Raw genomic sequence first — 25825 nt, forward strand, 5'->3', positions numbered from 1 at the left:
CTTTATTGATTTTCGATATTTTCTTTATCATATCATAAATAATCTCATTTTTTAAAAACATCTTAAACCACTAAATATCCATTATTTTATAAACAAAGAGCGATGACTTATCTTTCAAGCCTATCGCTCTTAATATATAATTTATGCTTTTGTTTGAGTAGGTTCAGAGTCTGGTTCATCTAAGATTTCATCCACTTTTTGTTGACTTGTATCTAAGATTAGTCGACTCAGTTCGTCTTTATCCATATTTTTTAATTTTGGATAACGTACAACGAAGAATGCTAAGCCTAGAACTAACCATACAATCAACGCAATATAAGATGGTGTTGATAAAGCGGCTGGTGATCCTGGGATTAAAAGTAATCCTAAGAAAATAAACGCAAAGATTGAACCGACAATCGCAAATGTTTTATAAATCGGTGCGTAAGTATTACTTTCTTTATTATAACTGAATAATTTCGTTGCTGATAAACATGTCACAAGATATGCGACAGATACACCTGTTGAAGACATATCTACAATCCATGTCAATGCAGTACGTCCTAACCAAGGTGCGATTAATGTTAAAGCACCTAAGAATAAGATTGCGACATATGGCGTCTTAAATCTTGGGTGGATTTTACTGAAAACACCAGGCATAATACCTGAACGTCCCATTGAGAATAACAAACGACTTGAACTCATTAAGAAACCATTAAGTCCTGTGAAAATCCCCATAGTAATTGCTACAGCTAAGACAAATAAACCAATATAGCCAAAGGATTGTTGTGTCACAGCACCTGTTACCCATAAGTCGCTGTTTTCTGCGCCACGACTGCTTAACCAGCCCGTATATAAAATCATTAAAACGTATGTGCCAGCTGCCGCAAGCAAGCTATAAACAATCAATTTAAATGTTTTATTCGGCGCAAAGTCGAATTCTTCCGCGGTCTGTGGAATATTATCAAATCCGACATACGCCCAAGGTGCGACAGCTACAATCATAATAATTGATGTAAACCATCCTTTTTTCTCCTCAGCTAAAGGTTGTAAGTTGCTCAATGAGAAACCACTGCCGAAAAATGATCCGAAAAACATTAATAAAACAACGACTACCATTGCGATACAGAAGTAATACTGCAGACTACCTGAAACTTGTGCACCACGAATGGTAATAAATGTAAAGAGTAAAAGTAAAGCTGTTGCGATAATAATTTCGGTAATGTAAACATCCCATCCAGCGATGGTATATAGCTTACCGTGTTCAAGTACGCCCGGCATCATAAACTTCAAGAGTAAGCTAAACGCAGTGGCATTCAATGCGACCACACAAATATAACCGAATGTCAGGAACCATGATGAGAAGAAGCTGACATACCTCCCGAAGCTTAAATAACTGAACGCAAATGCACCCCCAGATACTGGGAAGTGTTTCACTAATGCGCCATAACTCACGCCAATAATAATCATTAGTAATGCACCAATTGTAATCCCGATTGCTGCTGCGATAGAACCAGATTGACTGATCCAGTCCCCTGGTAAAATAAATGACCCCCAACCTATACATGAACCATAGGCAATGGCCCATACAAATTTCTCAGATAGGTTTTGTTGTAAATCTCCTCGGTCTACTTTTTTATGGTGTCTTTTCTCTATTTTTCCCATAATAAAAATTCACCTCATTCGATACATTATACCCTGTGAGGTGAATTTTTGAACCGTTTATTAGTTTATTTTTTTAATTTTAGTGTTTGTACGAGTAAAGTTACCCAAGAAGCGATAAATAACACTCCGCCGATTGGTGTAATTGCACCTAACGGTTTAATTTGTGTTAATGATAAAGTGTATAATGAGCCACTGAAGATAACAATACCGCCAAGCATCATCCAGCCTGCAGCTTTTAAGTTCAATTTAGTTGTACCGCTTAAGATACCAATACCGATTAAACCTAAGCTGTGATACATTTCATACGTTGTTGCTTTGTTCCACACATCTAAATAATGCGGTGATAATTTATCTGCTAATGCGTGTGCACCAAACGCACCAGTCGCAACTGAAAGTGCTGCACACCCAGCACCGATTGCTACGAACGTTTTCATCGTTTTAAAGTTCATATAAAGTCTCTCCTTTGTCATTAAAAGTCAAAAATAGAATCGCCATTTCCTAATTCGTCATCAGTTACCATTTTATTAGAGTTCCCCGGTGGTGTCGATAAATTCGATGAGTTCTGTTGTGATGACACTTTCCCACCCATCGCTTTAATTTCTGCCGCTGATACTTGTGAATGTGAACTTGTCGTATAACTTGGAGACGTCACTGAAGGCGCTTGCTGATACGTCATACTTGTTTGTTTTGATGAACGTGCAGGCACGTCACTTGAATCACTATCTGTATACAGTGAAGTCAGTGTATGAATCGCATACATATGCTTGCTGAATTCCGCTTCACTCGCCGCTTCATCCGCTTGTACTAATTCACGTTCAATTAACGCAATTAACTTCTCTTTATTCATCCATAGCCTCCTCACCACACCAATTTATTGGTGTTTGATGATGTGCTTCTAAATAAGCATTCGCTTGAGAATACGGCTTAGATCCAAAGAAACCGCGATACGCTGATAATGGACTTGGATGTACTGACTTAATCACATCATGTTTAGACGTATCTATTAACTTCTCTTTTTGTTGTGCAGGTTTACCCCACAAAATAAAGACCACATGGTCACGCTGATCAGAAACGGTTTTAATAATCTCATCCGTAAAGATTTCCCAACCGATACCACGGTGTGAATGAGCTTCACCTTTACGCACAGTTAAGACAGTATTTAATAATAACACGCCTTCTTTCGCCCAATCTTGCAAGTGAGATACTGTTCTCTTGCAGCCGATATCATCTTCTAGTTCTTTATACATATTGCGTAAAGAAGGTGGAAACTTTCCTTCTGGCTGAACAGAGAATGCTAGTCCATGCGCTTGTTTAGGGCCGTGATATGGGTCTTGACCTAAGATAACGACCTTTACTTTATCAAAAGGCGTTAAATCAAACGCTTGATATATATTTTCTCTATCAGGATAAACTATTTTTGTCGTATATTCTTTTTCTAAAAAATCATGCATTGCTTTGAAATCATGACGATTTGTTATATCATGAAATACTTCAGACCACTCCATGGTATCACCTCAAAACTATGATAACACACGATATATCAAAAAGTTCAATCCACCCTTGTAAACATGTTATTATAGAGTAAAAGAAACGTTAGGGAGTGTATGAACATATGGCATTGAAAAAAGTATTAACAATTGCAGGCTCAGATACAAGTGCAGGAGCTGGCATGCAAGCAGATTTAAAAACATTCCAAGAATTAGACACTTATGGAATGGTTGCTTTAGCAGCAATCGTGACAATGGACAAAGAAACATGGTCACACGATGTAACACCAATTCCTTTCGATGTATTTAACAAACAATTAGAAACAGCAATCTCTATTGGACCAGACGCTGTCAAAACAGGTATGTTAGGTACTGAAGAAGTCATCAAACGTGCAGGAGAAGCATTTGAAGAGTCAGGTGCGAAATACTTCGTTGTTGACCCAGTTATGGTTTGTAAAGGTGAAGATGAAGTACTCAACCCAGGTAATACAGATGCAATGATTAAATATCTATTACCTAAAGCAACAGTTACAACACCTAACCTATTTGAAGCTGGTCAATTATCTGGATTAGGTACATTAAAATCTATCGATGATATGAAAAAAGCAGCTAAAATCATTTATGATCAAGGTGCACAAAATGTAGTCATCAAAGGTGGTAAAGCATTAGATCAAGAAAAATCTTATGACTTATACTACGACGGCGATAAATTCTATCAATTAACAACAGATATGTTCCAACAAAGTTATAACCATGGTGCTGGTTGTACGTTCGCAGCAGCCACAACTGCTAACCTAGCAAACGGCCAATCACCTAAAGATGCAGTTGTTAACGCAAAAGCATTCGTCGCATCTGCAATTAAAAATGGTTGGAAAATGAACGACTTCGTAGGTCCTGTAGACCACGGTGCTTATAACCGTATCGAAAAAATCGATGTAGACGTTCAAGAAGTTTAATCTAATAATCAATAAAATGAATGTCAGAATATAAATGTTCCAATATTCAAAAGGACGATTTTCGCAAAATGAAAATCGTCCTTTTACAATTTAATAAACCTTCTAATACACGTTTGTGTTTCAAAGCCAAGGAAAATCTAGATCTTTTCTTTGGCTTTATTATTTTGATGAATCCAATTGGTACTATTCATATAAATACACACCTAGTTATACTTCCACTTTGAAATCAGTAACATTTGGAATCTTAAGTTCTGGGTGCGCTTGCAGATAATCAATAATCAGTTGTGCTCCTTCAGTTTGAATATCTTCAACAATTTTATCCGCACTGAACATCGGATAATTCCCCCCGCCTACTGCACGATAGTTATTTAAGACAACCTTATAAGTCTCTTTCATATGGATCGGATTCCCTTGATAATCTAATTGCACGACACGTGAACCGACAGGGTTGCTGACTTTAATGGTATAACTGATACCTGAGTAAATATCATAATTGTAATGTTGCGGCTTGGGATAAATGAATTCTGGGTTCACAGTGACTTGGCCATCCTTGACAGAAAAATATTCTGCAGTTAATTCAATCGCATCTTTAATATCCTGTCCTGTCAGTTCAAGTACATTGAACGTATTAGGAAATGGATAATTATTTAAGACATCCCGCATAGTCACTTCGTTTCCGAATCCACTAGACAAATCAAACAACGCAGATGCTGCAATATCAGCACCGCTCACATCCATTAAGATGTAATTTAAGAAATTAATGTAAGGATGCGGTGTTGTGCGGGCGACAAATGCATCATCTACAATCATCGTCTCCTCTAATCGCGCAATCGGCACATCTAGCCAAGCATCCACTTCCGCATCAAATGCGGCCATTTTTTGTGCGAATTCAGGCTCTGTATCAGAAGCAGGTGTTAATGTTTCATTACTAAGCAGACTGACTTCCGCATTTTGTATTTTGCCTCTTTCAACGTCTATGATGATTCTTCCTACCTTCTCACCTTTCGCACCGGGCTGGATGACTGGGATATCATAAACAATTTCCGCAATTTCACGATGTTGATGTCCTGTGATGAGTAAGTCAATATCTTGATGGAACTGTTTCAACATCGCATAACCTTCGTTTTCTCCTGTCAGGTCTTCCGTCGGTTCGCCTGTTGTTAAATCACATTCAAAACCACCGTGATAACAAACCGCAATGATATCCGCATGCGCTTTCACTTCTGGCAGCCAACGTTCTAAAGCGGTTGCTGCACTTTCGAAGGTAAGACCTTCAATATGTGCTGCTTGTTCCCAATGAGGAATATATTGTGTCGTTAATCCGATGATTCCGATAATCAACCCGCCGCGTTCAATATAGCGTACATCGTGGCCTGTGAACGGTTCGCCATCTTTTAAAATATTAGCAGACAGTACAGGATAATTGAGTGCCTCTAGTGTCTGGTTTAAATACGACATACCGAAGTTGAATTCATGGTTGCCGATTACACCTGCATCGAATTTGAAATGGTTATAAATATACGCTAATTGTTTTGCTGAACCAAGTTCTTTGGCTAGATAATGACCCAGCGGAGAACCTTGTAAGAAGTCACCGTTGTCAATGAGAACGTGAAGCGGGTAATTGACTTTATCCTGATTGATGAGTTGTTCCGCATGTAATAAACCCATCGGCAATTGTTGTTGTCTTTCTTGATAATTCGTCGGGAAAATATATCCATGCACATCACTGACGATGTAAAAAGCTATCTGTGTCACTGTGATTCCTCCTGAAATACGTTAATTGATTTGAATAGGTTGTGTCTTAATCGTTGTATCGCCTTGTTTTAACCTTACATTTGCGTCACCTTTAAAATCAGAAGCTGTTTTACCTTCGAATGTTAATACAGCATTGCCTTGACTATCTGTTTTCACTTGTTGCGGTGTACTGTAACCTGGCGTTGTATTTTCTCCAAATATACCTAATTGTTGACCGCCTTCTGCATAAATACCTAGACGTATATTAGAGAGTGTTTGATTTTTCGGTTGATGCTTTAATGTTACTTTAACTGAAAATGTACTGCCCGCCTCTAAATTACTTGGTAATTCGAAAGACACCCCGCTGCTGTTTAATTTCGTATTAGATGTGTTGCCATCCGGCTCTTGATTGTCTTCTGGTTGTTCTGGTTTTACAGTATCATCCTTATTTTCTTTTGCACCAAAGCTGCCTGCCGCAAAAGTAGAACGGTCATACCACTTATAATGGCTTGGTGGTGTATTCCAAGGTTCTTGTTGCGGTTCTGTAGAATTTTCAGGTTGCTCAAAATCTTTTAGTGCAGTGGCTTTATCTTTTGAAACACCTAATCCTGTAATTGAATCTGCATTTTCTGATTTACCTAACCATGTCGTAAGATTTTTAAGCAATTGTGCGTTGTCTGCTTCTTTAAACCCATCATATGTCTTCTTAGCTTGACCGTTATCTTCACGTTTATATTTAGGAGAACTATCTTCTACTAATGAAGAATCTCCAATAAAGGCTGCTTTACCTTTTCCGACTTTTGAAACCGCAATATAAGGTCCCTCTGCTTGACCGCCGCCATTATAAACACCTTCGTCTACCGCATGTCCCCATTTTTGCTTAGCAGTCAGACCCTCAGGTGTAAAAACAATTCCTTTAGCTTTATCAGGATTTGTAATCGCAAGTGTAGAACCTGCATGCATTGTGACACTTTTGACATTGTCTGTGATTCCTAAACCTTCTTTCCCTTGTAACATATGAGAGGTTGTTAAATTATTTAAAGCGTTATATCTAAAGCGTACGCCAAATGTTTGTGCTAACCAGTCTGTACTTTGAACATCTTGCATCGCTTTAGATTTACGTTCCCCGTCCGTCATACCTTTTGTCATATCTGAATATGCGCCTCTGCGATAACCATTCATCGCTTCTGATGAATCAATTCGGTTTAAGTTGCGATCGGCGTTATAGTGATCAGAAATAAATAGAATACTGCCTCCTTGTTGTGTGAAATCAGTCATTGCTTTTTGTTCTGAGGTTTTAAAAGGAATGTTTGCTTCTGGAATAACCAATATCTTTTTACCTTTTAAGGCTTGTGGTGTGATATTAGATTCCCCGCGCAGTTCTGTCACCTTATACCCTTGTTTCACAATACTGTTTGCATAATCTGAGAAGCCGCCATCAATCGTCCAGTCTGCTGCTCCTGCAGTTTGTCCGTGTGAATTATCAAATACTACTTCTCCTTTTTGGTTCGTACCGATAGCCGGTGCTGCTTGTGCAGCATTTGAGTATGTATCAATTGGAACAGTAGTGATGGAAATTGTAGAAATAGCTAAAGCTGCAAAAAATTTGTTTAATTTTCTCACTTTTAAAATACCTCCAAATGTAAATTCTGTCTTTATTATAGAACCTGTCATAGTTTAGAGACATAAGATGAACGAAAATTTACAATAACTAAATTTAGATTTAACAATATTAAACTAAAGAATTGATTATATTAAATATTTACCTAAACTTAACAATTAATATATTGTATCATATTTACACCGTGTATATAATGAACCTGTATCAAATTTTATACATATGGAAGGGGTTAACAACGTAATGAAAGCACGTTTATCTTTTAAGGCATTACTTATTTTGATGATGGCAGTTATTTTATTTGTTTCAGCATGTGGCAAAGGAAGTTCGTTAGACAACAAGAAAGAAAGCGACAGTAAAGGCGGAGATTACAAACCTAAAGAATTAACTGTACAGTTTGTACCTTCACAAAACGCGGATAAGTTAGAAGCGAAAGCGAAACCTTTAGAAAAATTATTATCTAAAGAATTAGGCATCCCAGTAAAAGTTTCTGTTTCTACAAACTACAACACAATTGTAGAAGCGATGAAATCTAAAAAAGTAGATGTTGGTTTCTTACCTCCTACTGCATATACATTAGCGCATGATCAAAAAGCTGCTGATGTATTACTACAAGCACAACGTTTCGGTGTAAACAAAGATGGTTCTGATTCTAAAGAATTAACAGACAAATACAAATCAGAAATTTTAGTGAAAAAGGATTCAGGCATTAACAGCGTGAAAGATTTAAAAGGTAAGAAAATCGCATTACAAGATGTTACTTCTACAGCGGGTTATACATTCCCTGCCGTTGAAATGGATAAAGAAGGCGTGAACGTCCTTAAAGATATGAAAGTCGTTAACATGAAAGGTCATGACCAAGCGATTATCTCATTAATGAATGGCGATGTAGATGCGGCTGCTGTATTCCAAGATGCACGTAAAATTGTGAAAAAAGATGAACCTAATGTCTACAAAGATACAAAAGTATTGAAATTAACAAAAGACATTCCAAATGACACGATTTCAGTACGTAGCGACATGGATCAAAAATGGAGAGACAAATTGAAAAAAGCCTTTAAAGACATTGCTAAAACAAAAGAAGGACATCAAGTGATCAGTGATGTTTATTCACATGAAGGCTATACAGACAGTAAAGATTCTAACTTCGATACAGTAAGAGAGTACGACAAAAAAGTTAAAGAAATGAAATAATTCAAGTTAAGAAAAACTGACTGAACCTAAGCGTATCTCAGCAAGATTGAACTCTGTTAGCAAGTATGTGCAGAAGTTAATCTTTTGAGTGCGCTTATGTTTTTATCTCGATACTTAATTTAGAAAGGACTACTATTATGAGTCAGATTGAATTCAGAGATGTAAGTAAAGTATATGATAATGGCCATGTCGGTTTAGACCATATCAACTTAAATATTGAAAAAGGTGATTTTGCGGTTATCGTCGGGCTATCGGGTGCTGGTAAATCAACCTTATTACGGTCGATTAACCGTCTGCATGATATTACCGAAGGCGATATTGTGATTGATGGAACATCCATCTCCAAAGCATCAGGTAAGAAATTATTAGAAATGCGTCGTAATATCGGCATGATTTTCCAAAACTTTAATTTGGTGAAACGTTCTTCTGTAATGCGTAATGTGCTGAGTGGCAGAGTCGGCTATCACCCTACTTGGAAAATGGTCTTAGGTCTTTTCCCTAAAGAAGATAAAATCAAAGCATTAGAGGCTTTAGACCGTGTAAACATTTTAGATAAATATAAATCACGTTCAGATGAATTATCAGGTGGTCAACAACAGCGTATTTCTATTGCTCGTGCACTCTGCCAAGAACCTTCTATTATTCTGGCAGATGAGCCTGTGGCTTCATTAGACCCCTTAACAACTAAACAAGTCATGGATGATTTGAAACGTATTAATGAAGAATTAGGAATCACCATCATCATTAACTTGCACTTTGTGGACTTAGCACGCGAATATGGTACACGTATTATTGGCTTACGTGACGGTAAATTAGTCTTTGACGGTGCAGTCGATGAAGCAACAGATGAAGCATTCAATAAAATTTATGGACGTTCGATTAATGATGATGAGAAGTTAGGGGTAAATTAATATGACACCCCACAAAAATTATGCAGAAATGCTGAATCATAAAATGTCGTTTAAAACAGCGATGACCACTATATTAGTATTGTTTTTAGTGTTTTGGAGTGTCTTATATACGGGATTCAGCTTTAGTGATTTGATTTATGGTTTACCGCAAATCGGGACCCTATTCACTCAAATGTTTCCACCTGACTGGAGTTATCTTGAACAGATACTTAATCCCATGTTAGATACAATCAGAATGGCAATTGTCGGGACATTTATCGGTTCTATCATCGCAGTACCTATTGCCTTATTGTGTGCAAAAAATATTTCACGTTCTAAATGGATTGCGATGCCAGCACGTTTCATCTTAAATATCGTGCGTACTATCCCCGATTTATTATTAGCCGCTATCTTTGTAGCAGTCTTTGGTATCGGCCAAATCCCCGGGGTATTAGCAGTGATTGTTTTAACAATCAGTATTGTCGCGAAATTATTATATGAAGTACTAGAAGCTATTGAACCTGGACCACTTGAAGCGATGACGGCTGTCGGTGCGAATAAAACAAAGTGGATTATATTCGGTGTTGTACCGCAAGCTTTAGCTTCTTATGTTTCTTACGTACTCTTTGCGTTCGAAATCAATATTCGAGCCGCTGCAGTGTTAGGTTTAGTCGGTGCCGGAGGTATCGGATTGTTTTACGATCAGACGCTGGGATTATTCCAGTATGACCGTACGGCTATGATTATTTTATTTACATTGGTCATTGTGGTGATTATTGATTACATCAGTTCGAAAGTGAGGGAACAACTCACATGACACAATCTAAAGCAGAATTATTAAAACATTATGGCAGTCCTCGCACAAAGTTAAAGTATGGCATTATTTCCGTGGTAATAATAGCCTTATTGGTTTGGGCCTTTGCGGGTATTCCCGCCTTAGAAATCAAACAAAAGTCGCAACAAATCCTTGGGTCCATTATGCATGGTTTAACACATCCAGATTGGGGATTTGTCTATCAGCCTGGTGGTGAAGATTTATTACGCGGATTATTAGAAACCTTTGCGATTGCGGTTGTAGGTACCATTATCGCAGCGGTCATTTGTATTCCTTTAGCCTTCTTAGGTGCTAGAAATATTATACGTTTCAGACCTATATCAGGCGTCAGTAAATTTATTTTAAGTATCATTCGTGTCTTTCCAGAGATTGTGATGGCTTTGATTTTTATAAAAGCTGTTGGACCAGGGTCATTCTCTGGTGTACTCGCACTAGGTATTCACTCAGTAGGTATGCTTGGTAAATTATTCGCAGAAGATATTGAAAACATCGATTTAAGTGCTACTGAGTCATTAAAAGCGAGCGGTGCGAATAAAATGAAGACGTTAGTCTTTGCGGTCGTCCCACAAATCTTACCGACATTCTTATCCTTGATTTTATATCGCTTTGAGTTGAATTTGCGTTCCGCTTCCATTTTAGGTTTGATTGGTGCAGGCGGTATCGGCACACCGTTAATCTTCGCCTTACAAACACGTTCATGGGACCGTGTCGGCATTATCTTAATCGGTTTAGTCATTATGGTCGGTATTGTGGATTATATTTCAGGTAAAGTACGTGAAAAAATCGTCTAATCGCTTTGTTGAGTCATTTTATTGAACAACTCAATCTCAAAAATCAATTGTAACGCTCTCGGCAATTAGTCCTAGATAAAGTTGATACCATAGCCTCATGTATTTTATGTAGAGATATCATACAATAATCAATGTAGAGGAAACGCAAGTAATGTATGCATCCTAAATCAATCCTAAAAGCATATTCTATAAATAATCGTTACACCTTTCTACCCACCCAAACAAAAGGACAGACGTTTCCTCTACACCGACATAAACAATGCTTAAAGTCGCAACTAACCTCCTAAATTAATCATAGAACATATCCTAAAATATGCATGCGACGGCATTAACAGTTAATCTAATCATTGAATTTAAAATCGACAAGTATGTTTCCCCTGACGTAAATTGTCGATCACCCTAAAAAATAGAGCACTGCTTAGCTTACGAGGTTGTCCCTCCTCACAATCAACCTGAAGTCCCAACAGGTTAGATGCAGTGCTCTATTTTTATTTGCGATATTTATCATGAATTCAGTGAACTTTTAAACTCACGCTCATTTTCTACATATTAAAAGACCTTCCCAAGCAATGTCATACCATTACTTAAGAAGGCCTTGTTTCATTCTATTATTTTCTATATTTCAACTTCGCAAAAGCATCGTGTTGATGAATAGATTCTTCATTACGACATTCAATGTCAAAACCTTCAATCCAATCCACTTCTACTAAGTCTGCAGCGATTAAACGGATTAAATCTTCCACAAAACGAGGGTTTTCATAAGCACGTTCTGTAACGCGTTTTTCATCTGGACGTTTTAAGATTGGGTAAAGAATTGAACTTGCGTTAGCTTCCATCGCATCTAAAATTACTTCTTTATAGTCAGACGGTAGTGTCGCTTCACGATTCAAGTACGTTTTTACAGTAATTACTCCGCGTTGGTTATGCGCAGAATACTCACTGATTTCTTTTGAACATGGACATAAAGTAGTTACTTTCGCTTCCATTGCCAGCTCTTTACGTGTCACTTTATCCCCTTCAACTGCCATGCCATACGTTACATCCGCATTGCCGACAGCTTTTAAGTTCGTAACGGGACTATAGCGATTAAAGAACCACTTACCTGAAACATCTACCCCTGCTGAAGTTTGTTTCATGTGTTTTTGAAGTGTATCTAATACCGTATGCAGATTATCAAATGTTAATGCTACACCGTTATCATAATGTTTCTCAACACTTTCTAAGATACGGCTCATATTAATACCTTTTTCTTCTCTCGTTAAGCTAGTTGAAAATGCGAAAGTACCTGCCGTTTGATATTCATCTATAATCACGGGATATACTAAGTTTTTAATCCCGACTTCTTCAATTTCAAATAAAAAATCTTTGTGCGTGCTTTGTAGATCTGTCATTTCTTCTTTTACTGTTGGTTTTGTACCTTTAATAGGATCAACAGAACCGAAGTGTTTCCAACGACCTTCTCGTGTCGATAAATCAAATTCAGTCATCTGTGTGCCCCTCCACTCATGATTCAAAATTGTAAGTCCAATATGTTTCTTGTTCTAAGAAACTTTTGGCTGTATCTGGAACTTGCGGTTCAGCTAACTGATGCAAGAATGGTCCAGATTGAGATGCATGTGCTTTGAATGCATCTAATTTTACTTCTCTATAATCAGTAATATCGTTAATGATATCAGGCATACCTAACTCATCAATCGCATCATTGCTAAAAGCAACTAATTGTAAACGTGGACGTTCTGTTTTAGGCATACGTCCTACTGTTCTAACTACCGCTTCTGCTGTTGCTTCATGATCTGGGTGTACCGCATAACCTGGATAGAATGAAATGATTACTGAAGGATGCAATTCATCAATCAGACTTTTAACCATCCCGTCCATTTTTTCATGTGGTTCGAATTCCACTGTTTTATCACGGTAACCCATCTTTCTTAAATCTTTAATACCAATCGCTTTTGCTGCGTCTTCCAACTCGCGCTCTCTGATTTTCGGCAGAGATTCACGTGTCGCAAATGGCGGATTTCCTAAATTACGTGCCATTTGACCTAAAGTCAAACAAGCATACGTAACTGGAACACCTTCATCAATATAACGTGCTAATGTTCCTGCTGATGAGAACGTCTCATCATCAGGATGCGGAAATATAACTAATACATGACTTTCCTCTGACATGATACGTCCTCCTTATATTTCAAACGGTACAGCACTGATTTCAAGCGCTGCCGCTAATTGCCCTTCATAATTAAAACCAGCGAGCAAGAATTCATTATCCTCGTTCACTTCATAATGTGTCAGTCCTTGTACATAAACCCATCCATTATCTTGTAGTTTCAAACCCACTCTGAATGGTTCTTTGCCACCGCCCTTAAGTTTGGCATGTTCAAAGACTACTTTGATATTTCTTAAAAACGTTCCAGCATTAAAGACACGTTGATCAAAATGGTTCGCATACGCACCATTTGTTGTTTCAACATGCAGGTATACAGGTTGATCTACATAAGATGCCAGTAACGTTTGTACTTTCTCATATTCTATCGGCTCCAAGCTGCTCACTCCCTTACACTAAGCAAAATCAAATGTTGAACCCCATCTATATCGTGTTATTCTTGATTTATTTATCAATCTCTTTATCATTTAATTGTACTAAATCCTCGTCAATAAATATAACCTACTGCTCATTCTTGAATTAACGATAGGTTTTCTCGGTTATCAATTCTTAAATTAGAAACAATATTTACATTATATAACTGTTCCTCCACTTTCTAAAGAGGTTATTGAAATATTCCTATAATTTGAGGGGGATTTACTATCTGTTTAAACTTCACCTCGTTATAATGGACATGTATGTCTTCATATATAGATACAAATAAGGAGGTCACACAACGTGAAAATTATTAATTTAGGGGATAAAGAGAAAGCATCATTCTACACAGCTTACGAGCTGTTCAACCAAATGAACGAGAATCCTGAAAGTAAACTAGGTCTAGCAACAGGAGGTACAATGGTAGATGTTTATTCTGACTTAGTTAAACTGATGGAATTAAATGACTTAGATGTTTCTAATGTAGAAACATTCAACTTAGATGAATATGTCGGTTTATCAGCCGATCATCCAGAAAGTTATCATCATTATATGCATGAAGTGCTATTCGATCGCTATCCACACTTCAAAGAAGAAAATGTGCATTTACCAATCGGTGATGCGAAAGATTTAAACGCTGAAACTGCAAGATACGAACAACTGGTTAAGGATAAAGGGCCTGCAGATATCCAAATTTTAGGTATCGGGGAAAATGGTCATATCGGGTTCAATGAACCAGGTACAGAAAAAGACAGTATTACACGTGTCGTAGATTTAACTGAAAGTACGATTCAAGCCAATAGCCGTTACTTCGATAACGAAGAAGATGTGCCGAAACAAGCTATTTCAATGGGTCTTTCTACAATTTTATCTGCAAAACGTATTATCTTATTAGCGTTTGGCGAGAAAAAGAAAGATGCGATTACAAAACTTGCGAGCGGCATTCAAGACAAAGATGTCCCAGCAACAGTTTTATACGATCATCCTAATGTAGAGGTTTACGTAGATAACGCAGCTGCACCCGAACAGTAAAATTCACTGTTGTTTGTCAAAAACTAAAAAGGGTAAATAATCTAAGTAAAGCAAAAGTTACAACACATACATTATGAAAGGATGAATCATTTTGGAACTACAATTAGCAATTGATTTATTAAATAAAGAAGACGCTGCAGAGTTAGCTAACAAAGTGAAAGATTATGTCGATATCGTAGAAATCGGTACTCCTATCATATATAACGAAGGTCTGCCTGCCGTTCAATATATGGATGAAAACATCGATGGTGTTAAAGTTCTAGCAGATATGAAAATTATGGACGCTGCAGACTATGAAGTCAGCCAAGCAGTTAAATTCGGTGCTGACGTTGTAACAATCTTAGGTGTTGCTGAAGACGCTTCTATCAAAGCTGCTGTCGAAGAAGCACACAAAAATGACAAACAATTATTAGTAGATATGATTGCTGTTCAAGACATTAAACAACGCGCTAAAGAATTAGATGAAATGGGTGCTGATTATATCGCAGTACACATTGGTTATGACTTACAAGCTGAAGGTAAATCTCCATTAGATGATTTACACACAGTTAAATCTGTTATCAAAAATTCTAAAGTTGCCGTTGCTGGCGGTATCAAACCAGATACAATCAAAGATATCGTAGCTGAAGAACCAGACTTAGTGATTGTTGGTGGCGGTATCGCAAATGCCGACGACCCAGTAGAAGCAGCAAAAGCTTGCCGCGACGCAGTTGAAGGGAAATAAGCTATGGCAAAACTACAATATCAATTGATTTTAGATGAACTGAAAACGACGTTATCTAATGTTAAAGATCAAGATGTTGAAAACTTTGAACAAGCAATCAAAGATGCCAAAAATATTTTCGTAGCAGGTAAAGGTCGTTCTGGATTCGTCGCAAATGGATTTACAATGCGCTTGAATCAGCTTGAACAACCTGCATTTATCATTGGCGGTATTACAACACCTTCTATCCATGAAGGCGACTTGTTTATTGTCATTTCAGGTTCAGGCAGTACAGAACACTTACGCCTATTAGCTGAAAAAGCTAAAGATCAAGGTGCACAAGTGGCGTTAGTCACAACAAAACCTGATTCTAAAATCGGTGAATTGGCAGATGTCACAATCGAATTGCCTGCCGGAACAAAACATGATGCTGAAGGTTCAGCACAACCTTTAGGCAGTTTATTCGAACAAGCTGCACAATTATTCTTAGATGCTGTTGTATTAGATTTCATGAAAGACTTCAATATTGATGAAACTACGATGCAACAAAATCATGCGAATTTAGAATAAATCACATTAAAGGCCTGTAAGCTTTTGAGTTTATCTCTTTAACTTACAGGCCTTTTCTTTATGCTTTTTAGTAACCATATAACTTAACTATTTTACCTCTTCATAAAAAACCTCTGCTTAAATAGTCCACAAAGTAAAATCACCTTGCACCACCACTAAGCAGAGATTATCAAACAGGATATTTTATCAGCTGAACTAACACGCTTGCATCCTTTTATTTTAAATGTTCATAAGGACGGCTTTCTGCGAATGATACAATTTGTTCAACGAATAAACGAGAACGTAATTGGAATTCTTCGTCTTGTAAGAAGAATGTACCATCATCTAATTTGCCGTAATCTGAATCATGTGTCGCAATTTGGGTAGGCACTGCGATACCTAATAAGGTACGTACAATTAAGCGTAAGTGAGAAAGTGGTTCTGCACTTACAATACCGCCGCTGTTCCCCATTAAGCCGACTGGTTTCATTTTGAAGTCATCCATTGTCAGATGATCTAAAGCGTTCTTTAAGATACCAGAATATGAACCATGATAGTTCGGTGTACCTAAAATAATAAAGTCCGCTTCTCTCGCCTTCTCTTGTAAATCTTTCACATTAGCTTGATAATCATCTGGCGGATTACTTGCGCCAGAAACATCTAATGTATGGATTGGACGCTCAGCTAAATCAAAAATTTCCGCTTCAACATCCTTTTCATTGAATTGTCCCTTTAAGTATTGTGCCAGTGCTTTTGTGTGCGAATCAATACGCGCACTGCCTACGATAATGACACCTTTCATTCAATAGTCACCCCAGTTAATTTATTTTGATTGCTCTTCCAGCATTTTGTTGATTGCTTTACCGACACCGCTGTTTTGGTTATTATCTGTCACATATTTTGCGTATTCTTTCACTTCAGGCATCGCATTTTCCATTGCGACAGGATAACCCGCTTTTTCAAGCATCGATACGTCATTCATGTTATCACCAATTGCCATGACATCTTCCATATTGATACCGAGTTGGTTTGCGATTTCTTCTAACGCAATCCCTTTTTGCGCATAAGCGTTTGTGATTTCGATATTACCTCGTGCTGATGATGAAATTGCTAAGTTTGTGTGTTTCGCAAGTTCTGCACTGACACGATCAATTTTACCGATATCACTGTCAAACGCTAAAATTTTCATCACAATTTCACCAGGTCTTTCACTGATTTGATCATAATTATCAACTACTTTTAATGTGCCTTGATCAATACGATGTTGAATATGACGATGTATTTTTTCTACATCTGCTTTTTGACCTGCATGTTCTGCAATATCAATATAAATATCTAAATCTCTTTGAGGATCTTCAGTATAAATACCAAGGTTAGTATAGACTTGGTAATAAATATCCTCTCGATCTAGAACATGTGTAATTTGTTCAATCATTTCATGATTCAAGCTTGATGTATGCATAATATCGAATGATTCATCACGAACCTCTGCACCATTCAAACAAATATATGGGACTTTCAATCCAGTCGGTTCCACAGGCGCATTGGCTTCATAGAAAGCACGACCTGTCGCAATCACGACCGTAATCCCTTGTGCCTGCGCTGCTTTAATCGCTTTAATATTTTCCTCTGAAATTTCATGTGCTGCATTTAATAATGTTCCGTCCATATCTGTCGCAATTAGTTTAATCATGAATTAACCTCGTTTCTTTTGTCTTAGCCGTAGTGTCGTAAAATTACTTTTCACAACAAAGTCTAACCTCATTCTATCAAATTTTGATAACAGACTTCTATCGTCTGTTTGTACGATTTATGAGGGTAGAAACTATCGGCATTACTCATTCTTAACTATCTCTTACTTTTTAACGCTTTTCAAACAAAAAGATGTCCACTTCTTAAAAGCAGACATCTTCATTCTTCTAAAGTTGTTTTAACTGTTCAAGTCATTAGCCTCTTGCGATTGCTTAGCTTGTTTCTTCTTGTTTCTTAATTGCTTGAAGAAGTTCCGCAACATATCACCGCATTCTTCTTCTAAAACACCACTCACAACTTCTGCACGATGGTTGAAACGCGATTCTTGAAGTAAATCCATTAAACTGCCGCTACAACCGCCCTTTGGATCAGCAGCGCCATAAACAACGCGTGGAATACGGCTCATAACAATCGCACCAGAACACATCACACAAGGTTCTAAAGTGACATATAAAGTACAATCTTCTAATCGCCAACTCCCTACTGCTTCAGCTGCTTTTTCTATCGCAATATGTTCCGCATGGGCTGTCGGAAGTTGAATCGTTTCTCTTAAATTATGTGCACGTGCTATAATTTCATCGTCTTTAACAATGAGTGCGCCAATCGGTACTTCACCGATAGCTTCAGCTTTTTTGGCTTCATCTAATGCAAGTTTCATATATTTTTCATCTATTGTCATATGTTCAATCCCTTACCATGTGATACAATTACTATTGTCTATTTTAACACTTGGAGTGTTGTTTATGAATCAACCTTATATCGCTATTGAAGGGCCTATAGGAGTAGGCAAATCCTCTTTAGCACATTGCTTAAGTCAATCTCTTGATTATCATGAAGCACAAGAAATCGTGGATGAAAATCCATTTTTATCTGATTTCTATGACGACATTTCAAAATGGAGTTTCCAGACTGAAATGTTCTTTTTATGTAACCGTTACAAACAGGTTCAAGATCTAGAACAACTACATAACGGTATTGTCAGTGACTATCATGTTTATAAAAACAAAATCTTTGCGCGTCAAACACTGACAGATACAGAATACAACAAGTTTGACCGTATTTACGATATTCTGACTGAGGATCTTATGATGCCGGACATCGTAATCTTCCTCGATGCAGATTTAGAAGTATTAAAACAACGTATCGCCAAACGCAATCGCAGCTTCGAAGCACAAATTGAAGATGATTATCTTTTAAATTTAAAAGAAGCTTATCATCACTTCTATGAATCTTTAGAAGCCGAAGGCAAAATGGTGAAACGCATCGATACAACAAACTTGGATTTCGTCAATCACGCTGACGATTACGAGTATCTATTAAACATTGTACAATCAATGATAGGAGGCAACACGCATGAATAATTACGGTATCCCTCAAGATGCGGTGATTACAATCGCAGGTACTGTAGGCGTCGGTAAATCGAGCTTAACACGTGCCTTAGCTAAAAAATTAAACTTCCGCACTTCTTTCGAGAATGTGGACCATAATCCTTATCTAGATAAATTCTATGATAACTTTGAACGTTGGAGTTTCCACCTTCAAATCTATTTCCTTGCGGAACGCTTTAAAGAACAAAAACGCATGTTTGAATATGGCGGGGGCTTTATCCAAGACCGTTCTATTTATGAAGACGTTGATATCTTCGCAAAAATGCATGAAGAACAAGGGACGATGACACCTGAAGACTTCAAAACATACTCAGAATTATTTGAAGCGATGGTCATGACACCTTACTTCCCAAAACCAGACGTTTTAATTTATTTAGAATGTGATTACGATGAAGTGATTGAGCGCATCAAACAACGCGGTCGCCAAATGGAAATTGATACAGATCCAGAATACTGGAAAAAATTATTCCGTCGTTACGAAGAATGGATTTCAAGCTTCAATGCCTGCCCTGTCGTACGCGTGAACATTAATGAATATGATCTGCATGAAAGTTTAGACACACTAGATCCAGTGTTAGATAAAATTGCGCATGTGATTGATGTCTATCGTAATGTAGATACTAGAAAATAATAAGCAAACAAAAAATCATGTATCTCTGCTCTTAACTGAGCGAGATACATGATTTTCTTTTACTCTGAATAAACTTGTATGAAGTTATTTATCAAAGAAACGTTTTATTTCATCATTCAAACCTTTATAGTAATCATAACGTGTAACTGGGAATTTATCTTTCATATCATCATCTGTGCTATTATGCATCACAAACGGATGACCGATATGACTTAAATAAATCTCATCATTACCACTGTCACCGAAACCTAGTACACCTTCTGAATCAAGATCATACATATCTAACAGGTAGCGCACAGCGAATAACTTGCCAGCGTTTTTAGGTGTAAAATGTACATCATACGCATCTTCAGGGTCACCTGCTTTAGGATTCGTTTTATTATAATGTACCGCATAGTCATAAGCCGCTGCTTTATCTTGTAAATCTTTTAAATTCTGCTCGTCTTTTTCTTCATCGCCTTGTGCATAATAGTAATATTCATACAATGTTTCTTCATCTCTGAATTCTCTTTGCGGATGAAGTTCAACTTGGTGTTCTGACTCGAAGCTGTCGATAATTTCATCAACTTTTTCTTTAGTGAACGTTGTTTCTGAAACAGCTTCTTCATAATCTTTAGAACGTTGATATTCGCCTTTATCATCTAGTTCAAATAATTTGGAACATAAGTCAGAAAAGATAAAGTCTGGTTTATATTCCATTTCCGCATGTTTCATTTTCTCCATAATACTTTCAAAGATACTGCCTGATAACACTGCAGTAATCACTTGGTGCTTTTCTTCAGCTTGTTTCAGTGTCGATTCAAGTTCACGTAGTTCAGGAATATCTTCTTTCGTGGTTTGATGCTTATAATACGTTTCGTCAAAATCAAATAAAATTAATTGACGCATCATATCATCCCTCCAACTTTGGTTATAATTCTAACTCTTCGCGGTAAATCACAGGTTCATAATCGTCATCATTGATAGCTTTACTATAATAACCTTCATCTGTTTCTTTTAAACCAAAGGCTTCGGCCTTATCCGCTTCACTTGTGCCAATATAACTTTGACCTTTCGCATCAAAAAACAAATCAAAGAGCGTACCGCCATAACGTGCTTCATGTTTCAAATCATATAATGCATCGACTTCTTGACGTTTGACGTCTTTATAAAACAATGTATGGCTCGAATATTTTGTTGTTTTCGCTTCAAAACCTAAAGACTTCGCTCCGGCATCCTCTGTGACCAAATGCAAAGTCTTGCCAAAGTCATTTAAGACGCGAAACACTTCTCCTTGATATTCTGCATAACGTCCATCTAATACTGTATGTTGTTCTTTCATGATTTTCACCTCATTTAATGTGTGACGATAACTTAGGATTCTGTATCTTCACCCTTTAAAATAGAAACAATTTCTGGAGCTTTCTCTACGACATAATCCGCATGTTTAAATTCATGTGCTTGACCTACGCCCGTCAATACAGCTACAGACAGTCCTAAGCCAGCGTTAACAGCGGTTTGTATATCATTAGGTGTATCGCCTACAATTGCGATTTCTTCCGCTTTAAGCCCCTTCTCTTGCGCAAAGAGCGGCTTTAATACAGCTGGGTCTGGCTTTTCAGCCGCATTAGATTCAGTAGAGATGACTAAATCAAAGAACGCTTCTGTATCTGTAGATTCAATAAATTGATCTGTGCCTTTCTTCGTATCACTCGTAATAATTCCAATATGATATCCATCTGCCTTTAATGTTTCTAACGCTTCCACCATCCCATCAATCCATTTAATTTCAGGAACTCTATGGTCAATGAGATATTGACTCGTCTTGCGTGTCCACTCGCCCACATCTTCTCCAGCTAACGCATTGAAATTCTGAATAATTTCATCTAGCGAACCACAGGCCATCGGTGTACCAGGTTCTATTTGATTCTTTTCTTTATTCACACCTAAAGTCTGGTAAGCATGTGCTTGATCTTCTTCTGAAATAAAACGTTCCACAAACTGATCTACCATTTGAATACCAATCTTCATCCAACTCATATCAAAATCAATGAGTGTGCCATCTTTATCAAATAAGATCCATTTAATTGTCATCAGTTTCCACGCTTCTTTCTTTATACTTTTATTTCATTTTATCAATTTATGAATTAAGAAGGAAATTAAAAAAGGCTTACACCCTTTATATTGGATGTAAGCACAAAATGCATCAACGATTAATCTTTCTCACAGTTTTGACGGTCCTTTGATGGTTCTGGTAACGTCTTGACTAACGTAAACAATACAATCGTTTGGAAGGTCACCATAATCAATAAACCAATTCTGATATAGAAGTTATCTAGCATATAAAGCGAAAATGCGATAACAATATATAAACTCAATAAAATTTTGAACTTCTTCTTTAAAGTAAAGCCTCTATCTCTTTTGAAGCTTTCCACATATTCACCGTAAACCTTTGTACTCACTAACCAACGATTAAATCTTTCAGAACTTCTTGAAAAACAAACAGCTGCTAAAAGTAAAAAAGGTGTAGTTGGCAACAAAGGTACAACGATTCCTATAAAACCAACGATAGCTGAAATTAAACCTATCGTAATTAAAATATATCTCATAAAAGCACCTCTACCGATAATCATTTTCAATTATACAATAGAATACAGACTAGTAAACAATAATATGTTTGCTTATTACTTTTATCTACCTTGAGTTTAGTTAGCACTTTCTGTAGGATAGTTTGTATGTCAAAATCTTAAGGAGAAACCTATATGAGATTACATAAAATGAAGCTTCAAGAAGCCAACTTTCCAAAAGCATTAGATATTTGGGAAAGCTCTGTCATCGCGACACATAACTTTTTAAAAGAAGAAGATAGAATCACTTTAAAACAAGAGATTCCTACTTACTTCCAACAAGTTGAAGCCTATTTGTGGTTTGATGAACAAGAAGCGATCGGCTTTTCTGGAACCCACGATCACAACTTAGAAATGCTTTTTATAGACCCAAAACACTTTAATCAAGGTTATGGTTCAGAAATCTTGCAATATTTAATCCAGCAAGGAAAAGTAAGTTATGTGGATGTTAACAAGGATAATGAACGCGCAATAGAATTCTATCTTAAAAATGGCTTTGAAGTTTATAAAACCTCTCAAACAGACGCCCAAGGTAGAAATTATCCTATTTTACATATGAAGTTATAAAGCACTCGGCAAAAACCTTTAATTATATTAATGACAAAACAGGTCAGAAACACACTGTTATCTGTGCTTCTGACCTGTTTTTTCACTATTTATAATTCTTATTCGAATTATTTTTTAGGAACTACAACTCTCCAGCCGTGTTTGTCTTCTAATTTACCACTTTGGATACCAGTATATTGGTCATATAAGTGTTGAGTGATTTTACCTGTTTCGTTATTATTGATAACGATTTCGCGGTCTTCGTATTTTAAGACACCTACAGGTGAAATAACTGCAGCTGTACCTGTACCGAAGACTTCATCTAATTCACCTTTATCATACGCTTCGAATAATTCATCTACAGATACACGACGTTCTTCTACTTTATAGCCAAGTTCTTTAGCTAATTCGATTACTGTTTTACGTGTAATACCTGGTAAGATACTACCGTTTAATTCAGGTGTAACAAGTGTACCATTTTCAACGAAGAAGATGTTCATGCTTCCGACTTCTTCGATGTATTTTTGTTCTACACCGTCTAACCATAATACTTGGTCATAACCTTCTTTGTTTGCGTTAGATTGTGCTAATAAGCTTGCTGCGTAGTTACCAGCTACTTTCGCAAATCCAACACCACCACGTACGGCACGAACGTATTTATCTTCTACATAAATACGTGTTGGTTTTAATGCGTCTCCGCCATAGTATGAACCAGAAGGAGATAAGATAATTAATAATTTGTAGTGAGATGCTGGATGCACACCTAAACCTGCTTCAGTCGCAAAGACGAATGGACGAATGTATAATGATTGACCTTCCCCTTCAGGTACCCAGTCACGTTCAACATTCACAAGTTCTTTTAATCCTTCTAATAATAACTCTTCATCAATTTGCGGCATTTCTAAGCGTGCTAATGATTGATTAATACGTTTGAAGTTTTGGTCAGGTCTGAATAAATCAACCTCTCCATTATGTTTGTATGCTTTTAATCCTTCAAAGACTGCTTGGCCATAATGAAGTCCTTGTGCAGCGGGATCAAGTTCGATCGGTGCATAAGGAGTAATCTTCAAATCATGCCAACCACCTTTATCTTCATCGTAGTCATAACTTAACATGTAATCAGTGAAGTGTTGACCGAACCCTAAGTTACTTGGATCTGGTTTTTGTTTAAGCTCTTCACGTTTCTCGAATTTAACATTTTCTGACATGATTTCTGCCTCCTAAAATTGTGCTTATAAATAAGATAATACTAAAATTATAGCAATCTAAGCCTGTGTATTCAATGAGTTTTTAGAAAATTTAAAAAATACGCCCCTAATCAAATCCTCTATTGAACACAGTTATTTATATCTCTCTTTAACATTTCCACATTGATACAAATTAAAAGTTGCTATATTCCTTACACTTCCATTATTGTACAGTCTATTTCTGAATGCAACTGTGAGCAATCTCATTTTCACTTTGCATGGACGTTCTATTCATTAAGAACATCCGCTTTCATTAATTTCAAAACTTCCTTTATCAGCATCTAATGTCGCACTGACTCCATATGGCAAGATACACTTTGGTTCATTATGGCCAAAGCTGCTATTAGCGATGACAATTTTATGTTCTAGGTTTTGTTCTCGCAAAATTTTTAACCATAACGCTTCTATCTCTTGATGATGTTGTCATCTAATCGTCACCCACTTAACATTAGTCTACTGCCGTTATACATAATAATTAACAGGACGAACATTTTCTATAGGTCCTAGAAAACATTCAGCCCTGTTGATTTAATTCATATACTTATATTATTTTTGTGTTGCTGCTTCTTTCTCTCTAACCCCTTGCAACATAGCTTCTGTCATCTTGTCTAAATCATATTTAGGTGAGAAGCCCCATTCATTTCTTGCACAACTTGTATCAATCGCATCTGGCCAGCTATCTGCAATACCTTGTCTGACTGGATCTACTTCATAGTGCATTTTGAATTCTGGAATTTGTTTACGAATAGATGCGGCAATTTCTTCTGGCTCGAAACTCATACCGCTTAAGTTAAAGGCACAACGATTTTCAATATTTTCTTCTGGTGCTTCCATCAATTTAATAATTGCGTCGATCGCATCATCCATAAACATCATATCCATGTAAGTATCTTTACCGATAAAGCTTGTATACTCACCTTTACGTACCGCCTCAAAATAAATCTCACAAGCGTAATCTGTTGTACCGCCGCCTGGTTCTTTCACAAATGAAATTAAGCCAGGGAAACGTACGCTTCGTGTATCTACACCAAACTTAGTATGGTAATACTCGCATAATAACTCACCTGATACTTTGTTTACACCGTACATAGATGTTGGTCGTTGAATCGTTAACGCAGGTGTATCACGTTTAGGTGTTGTTGGCCCGAATGCCCCGATAGAACTTGGTGTAAAGAACTGTACATTATGATGGCGTGCCGCTTCTAACGCATTGACTAAACCACCCATATTAATATTCCATGCCAGCATTGGATCTTTCTCAGCTGTCGCAGACAATAATGCGGCCATATGCATTAAAGCATCTGGTTGAAATTCCTCTACAACCTCATTCATGCGTGCTGCATCTGTTACATCTAATATCGCAAACGGTCCGTCTTTGATTAGAGAATCCGCTTCTGGTTCTCTAATATCCGTTGCTAAAACATTATCTGTTCCATAAATCTCACGACATTTTAATACAAGTTCAGTCCCGATTTGCCCTAGTGCGCCAGTAATCATAATTCTTTTCATATTTCTCTCTCCCCTTTGAAAAGTGCGCTAAAGAACTGTAGTATTTCTGAGGTGTACATTCTCTTGTTATTTAACACTATATTTTTATAAATGCTTATTAATGTATATACCATACGTACAAAAATAAGTAAAGCG

At 37.1% G+C, this 25825-nt stretch carries 30 protein-coding genes; 11 read left to right on the forward strand and 19 right to left on the reverse strand.

The features are described 5' to 3' along the window. Positions 1 to 141 precede the first annotated feature (141 nt). From HMPREF3031_RS01685 to HMPREF3031_RS01700, 4 genes are all read right to left on the reverse strand, one after another. A complete protein-coding gene (locus tag HMPREF3031_RS01685) occupies positions 142 to 1644 on the reverse strand; it encodes an APC family permease (RefSeq protein WP_002481373.1) in 1503 nt (500 codons plus the stop codon). 65 nt (positions 1645 to 1709) lie between these two features. Next, positions 1710 to 2093: a DUF423 domain-containing protein gene (locus HMPREF3031_RS01690; RefSeq protein ID WP_002481372.1), complete on the reverse strand. Its 384-nt coding sequence runs from the start codon at positions 2091 to 2093 to the stop codon at positions 1710 to 1712. Positions 2094 to 2113: 20 nt separating this feature from the next. Next, a complete protein-coding gene (locus tag HMPREF3031_RS01695) occupies positions 2114 to 2491 on the reverse strand; it encodes a DUF5327 family protein (RefSeq protein WP_002481371.1) in 378 nt (125 codons plus the stop codon). Continuing rightward, positions 2484 to 3149, reverse strand: a complete 666-nt coding sequence (locus HMPREF3031_RS01700; protein ID WP_002481370.1) for a uracil-DNA glycosylase — start codon at positions 3147 to 3149, stop codon at positions 2484 to 2486. Before HMPREF3031_RS01700 ends, HMPREF3031_RS01695 begins: the two co-directional genes overlap by 8 nt. A gap of 107 nt (positions 3150 to 3256) precedes the next feature. Here HMPREF3031_RS01700 and thiD point away from each other — a divergent pair, with 107 nt between their 5' ends. After that, a complete protein-coding gene (thiD, locus tag HMPREF3031_RS01705; protein ID WP_023015477.1) occupies positions 3257 to 4087 on the forward strand; it encodes a bifunctional hydroxymethylpyrimidine kinase/phosphomethylpyrimidine kinase in 831 nt (276 codons plus the stop codon). A gap of 207 nt (positions 4088 to 4294) precedes the next feature. On the opposite strand, the gene HMPREF3031_RS01710 is transcribed toward thiD, so the two are convergent. After that, positions 4295 to 5842 carry a bifunctional metallophosphatase/5'-nucleotidase gene (locus HMPREF3031_RS01710; RefSeq protein WP_002481368.1) on the reverse strand — a complete coding sequence of 516 codons (1548 nt, stop codon included), beginning with the start codon at positions 5840 to 5842 and terminating at the stop codon, positions 4295 to 4297. A 21-nt stretch (positions 5843 to 5863) separates the two neighbouring features. Beyond that, positions 5864 to 7444, reverse strand: a complete 1581-nt coding sequence (locus HMPREF3031_RS01715) for a hypothetical protein (RefSeq protein WP_002481367.1) — start codon at positions 7442 to 7444, stop codon at positions 5864 to 5866. A 238-nt stretch (positions 7445 to 7682) separates the two neighbouring features. On the opposite strand from HMPREF3031_RS01715, the gene HMPREF3031_RS01720 reads away from it, so the two are divergent. The 4 genes from HMPREF3031_RS01720 (at position 7683) to phnE (HMPREF3031_RS01735) (ending at position 11149) form a co-directional block, all read left to right on the forward strand. Beyond that, on the forward strand, positions 7683 to 8633 hold the full coding sequence (locus HMPREF3031_RS01720; RefSeq protein ID WP_002481366.1) for a phosphate/phosphite/phosphonate ABC transporter substrate-binding protein: 951 nt from the start codon (positions 7683 to 7685) through the stop codon (positions 8631 to 8633). A gap of 137 nt (positions 8634 to 8770) precedes the next feature. Next, complete coding sequence (gene phnC / locus HMPREF3031_RS01725; RefSeq protein ID WP_023015481.1) at positions 8771 to 9544, forward strand: phosphonate ABC transporter ATP-binding protein; 774 nt, start codon at positions 8771 to 8773, stop codon at positions 9542 to 9544. Between the two features lies 1 nt (position 9545). Next, the gene (phnE, locus tag HMPREF3031_RS01730; protein ID WP_002481364.1) at positions 9546 to 10340 is read left to right on the forward strand and encodes a phosphonate ABC transporter, permease protein PhnE; all 795 of its coding nucleotides are present in this window, start codon (positions 9546 to 9548) and stop codon (positions 10338 to 10340) included. Continuing rightward, positions 10337 to 11149, forward strand: a complete 813-nt coding sequence (gene phnE / locus HMPREF3031_RS01735; protein WP_002481363.1) for a phosphonate ABC transporter, permease protein PhnE — start codon at positions 10337 to 10339, stop codon at positions 11147 to 11149. The genes phnE (HMPREF3031_RS01730) and phnE (HMPREF3031_RS01735) overlap by 4 nt, the downstream gene beginning before the upstream one ends. 608 nt (positions 11150 to 11757) lie before the next feature. Here the strand turns inward: phnE (HMPREF3031_RS01735) and folE2 are convergent. Genes folE2 through HMPREF3031_RS01750 form a run of 3 tightly spaced genes read right to left on the reverse strand, consistent with a single transcriptional unit; the run spans position 11758 to position 13690 of the window. Further along, a complete protein-coding gene (folE2, locus tag HMPREF3031_RS01740) occupies positions 11758 to 12636 on the reverse strand; it encodes a GTP cyclohydrolase FolE2 (protein WP_070684310.1) in 879 nt (292 codons plus the stop codon). 16 nt (positions 12637 to 12652) lie between these two features. Then, positions 12653 to 13318: a bacillithiol biosynthesis deacetylase BshB2 gene (gene bshB2, locus HMPREF3031_RS01745; RefSeq protein WP_002481361.1), complete on the reverse strand. Its 666-nt coding sequence runs from the start codon at positions 13316 to 13318 to the stop codon at positions 12653 to 12655. A 12-nt stretch (positions 13319 to 13330) separates the two neighbouring features. Further along, complete coding sequence (locus HMPREF3031_RS01750; protein WP_002481360.1) at positions 13331 to 13690, reverse strand: YojF family protein; 360 nt, start codon at positions 13688 to 13690, stop codon at positions 13331 to 13333. Between the two features lie 340 nt (positions 13691 to 14030). Here HMPREF3031_RS01750 and nagB point away from each other — a divergent pair, with 340 nt between their 5' ends. The 3 genes from nagB to hxlB all read left to right on the forward strand — a co-directional run bounded on the left by nagB (position 14031) and on the right by hxlB (position 16032). After that, the gene (gene nagB / locus HMPREF3031_RS01755) at positions 14031 to 14759 is read left to right on the forward strand and encodes a glucosamine-6-phosphate deaminase (protein WP_002481359.1); all 729 of its coding nucleotides are present in this window, start codon (positions 14031 to 14033) and stop codon (positions 14757 to 14759) included. 91 nt (positions 14760 to 14850) lie between these two features. Then, a complete protein-coding gene (gene hxlA / locus HMPREF3031_RS01760; protein WP_002481358.1) occupies positions 14851 to 15483 on the forward strand; it encodes a 3-hexulose-6-phosphate synthase in 633 nt (210 codons plus the stop codon). A 3-nt stretch (positions 15484 to 15486) separates the two neighbouring features. After that, positions 15487 to 16032 (forward strand): 6-phospho-3-hexuloisomerase, encoded by a 546-nt coding sequence (gene hxlB / locus HMPREF3031_RS01765; protein WP_002481357.1) that lies wholly within the window; start codon positions 15487 to 15489, stop codon positions 16030 to 16032. A 214-nt stretch (positions 16033 to 16246) separates the two neighbouring features. On the opposite strand, the gene HMPREF3031_RS01770 is transcribed toward hxlB, so the two are convergent. The 3 genes from HMPREF3031_RS01770 to tadA all read right to left on the reverse strand — a co-directional run bounded on the left by HMPREF3031_RS01770 (position 16247) and on the right by tadA (position 18442). Further along, a complete protein-coding gene (locus HMPREF3031_RS01770) occupies positions 16247 to 16813 on the reverse strand; it encodes an NADPH-dependent FMN reductase (RefSeq protein WP_002481356.1) in 567 nt (188 codons plus the stop codon). A 21-nt stretch (positions 16814 to 16834) separates the two neighbouring features. After that, complete coding sequence (locus HMPREF3031_RS01775; RefSeq protein ID WP_002481355.1) at positions 16835 to 17704, reverse strand: Cof-type HAD-IIB family hydrolase; 870 nt, start codon at positions 17702 to 17704, stop codon at positions 16835 to 16837. Positions 17705 to 17941: 237 nt separating this feature from the next. Next, positions 17942 to 18442 carry a tRNA adenosine(34) deaminase TadA gene (tadA, locus tag HMPREF3031_RS01780; protein ID WP_002481354.1) on the reverse strand — a complete coding sequence of 167 codons (501 nt, stop codon included), beginning with the start codon at positions 18440 to 18442 and terminating at the stop codon, positions 17942 to 17944. A 64-nt stretch (positions 18443 to 18506) separates the two neighbouring features. On the opposite strand from tadA, the gene HMPREF3031_RS01785 reads away from it, so the two are divergent. Both HMPREF3031_RS01785 and HMPREF3031_RS01790 read left to right on the forward strand, forming a co-directional pair. Then, positions 18507 to 19124 carry a deoxynucleoside kinase gene (locus tag HMPREF3031_RS01785; RefSeq protein WP_002481353.1) on the forward strand — a complete coding sequence of 206 codons (618 nt, stop codon included), beginning with the start codon at positions 18507 to 18509 and terminating at the stop codon, positions 19122 to 19124. Further along, positions 19117 to 19782 (forward strand): deoxynucleoside kinase, encoded by a 666-nt coding sequence (locus HMPREF3031_RS01790; RefSeq protein WP_002481352.1) that lies wholly within the window; start codon positions 19117 to 19119, stop codon positions 19780 to 19782. Before HMPREF3031_RS01785 ends, HMPREF3031_RS01790 begins: the two co-directional genes overlap by 8 nt. 84 nt (positions 19783 to 19866) lie before the next feature. Here HMPREF3031_RS01790 and HMPREF3031_RS01795 read toward each other — a convergent pair whose 3' ends face one another. The 4 genes from HMPREF3031_RS01795 to HMPREF3031_RS01810 form a co-directional block, all read right to left on the reverse strand. Continuing rightward, on the reverse strand, positions 19867 to 20670 hold the full coding sequence (locus HMPREF3031_RS01795) for an HAD-IIB family hydrolase (RefSeq protein ID WP_231291632.1): 804 nt from the start codon (positions 20668 to 20670) through the stop codon (positions 19867 to 19869). Between the two features lie 22 nt (positions 20671 to 20692). Beyond that, on the reverse strand, positions 20693 to 21103 hold the full coding sequence (locus HMPREF3031_RS01800) for a hypothetical protein (RefSeq protein WP_002481350.1): 411 nt from the start codon (positions 21101 to 21103) through the stop codon (positions 20693 to 20695). A gap of 32 nt (positions 21104 to 21135) precedes the next feature. Continuing rightward, a complete protein-coding gene (locus tag HMPREF3031_RS01805) occupies positions 21136 to 21849 on the reverse strand; it encodes an HAD family hydrolase (protein WP_031262637.1) in 714 nt (237 codons plus the stop codon). Positions 21850 to 21974: 125 nt separating this feature from the next. Then, complete coding sequence (locus tag HMPREF3031_RS01810; RefSeq protein ID WP_002481348.1) at positions 21975 to 22370, reverse strand: YbaN family protein; 396 nt, start codon at positions 22368 to 22370, stop codon at positions 21975 to 21977. Positions 22371 to 22523: 153 nt separating this feature from the next. On the opposite strand from HMPREF3031_RS01810, the gene HMPREF3031_RS01815 reads away from it, so the two are divergent. Further along, complete coding sequence (locus tag HMPREF3031_RS01815) at positions 22524 to 22955, forward strand: GNAT family N-acetyltransferase (protein WP_002481347.1); 432 nt, start codon at positions 22524 to 22526, stop codon at positions 22953 to 22955. 107 nt (positions 22956 to 23062) lie between these two features. Here HMPREF3031_RS01815 and HMPREF3031_RS01820 read toward each other — a convergent pair whose 3' ends face one another. From HMPREF3031_RS01820 to HMPREF3031_RS01825, 3 genes are all read right to left on the reverse strand, one after another. Further along, positions 23063 to 24142 carry a branched-chain amino acid aminotransferase gene (locus HMPREF3031_RS01820; protein ID WP_002481346.1) on the reverse strand — a complete coding sequence of 360 codons (1080 nt, stop codon included), beginning with the start codon at positions 24140 to 24142 and terminating at the stop codon, positions 23063 to 23065. 273 nt (positions 24143 to 24415) lie between these two features. Next, positions 24416 to 24589 (reverse strand): hypothetical protein, encoded by a 174-nt coding sequence (locus tag HMPREF3031_RS13805; RefSeq protein WP_158257833.1) that lies wholly within the window; start codon positions 24587 to 24589, stop codon positions 24416 to 24418. A gap of 138 nt (positions 24590 to 24727) precedes the next feature. Next, entirely contained in the window at positions 24728 to 25690 is a 963-nt protein-coding gene (locus HMPREF3031_RS01825; RefSeq protein WP_002481345.1) for an L-threonine 3-dehydrogenase, read from the reverse strand. Positions 25691 to 25825 lie beyond the last annotated feature (135 nt).

The organism is Staphylococcus sp. HMSC072B07, assembly GCF_001815505.1.
Lineage (GTDB): Bacteria > Bacillota > Bacilli > Staphylococcales > Staphylococcaceae > Staphylococcus > Staphylococcus simulans.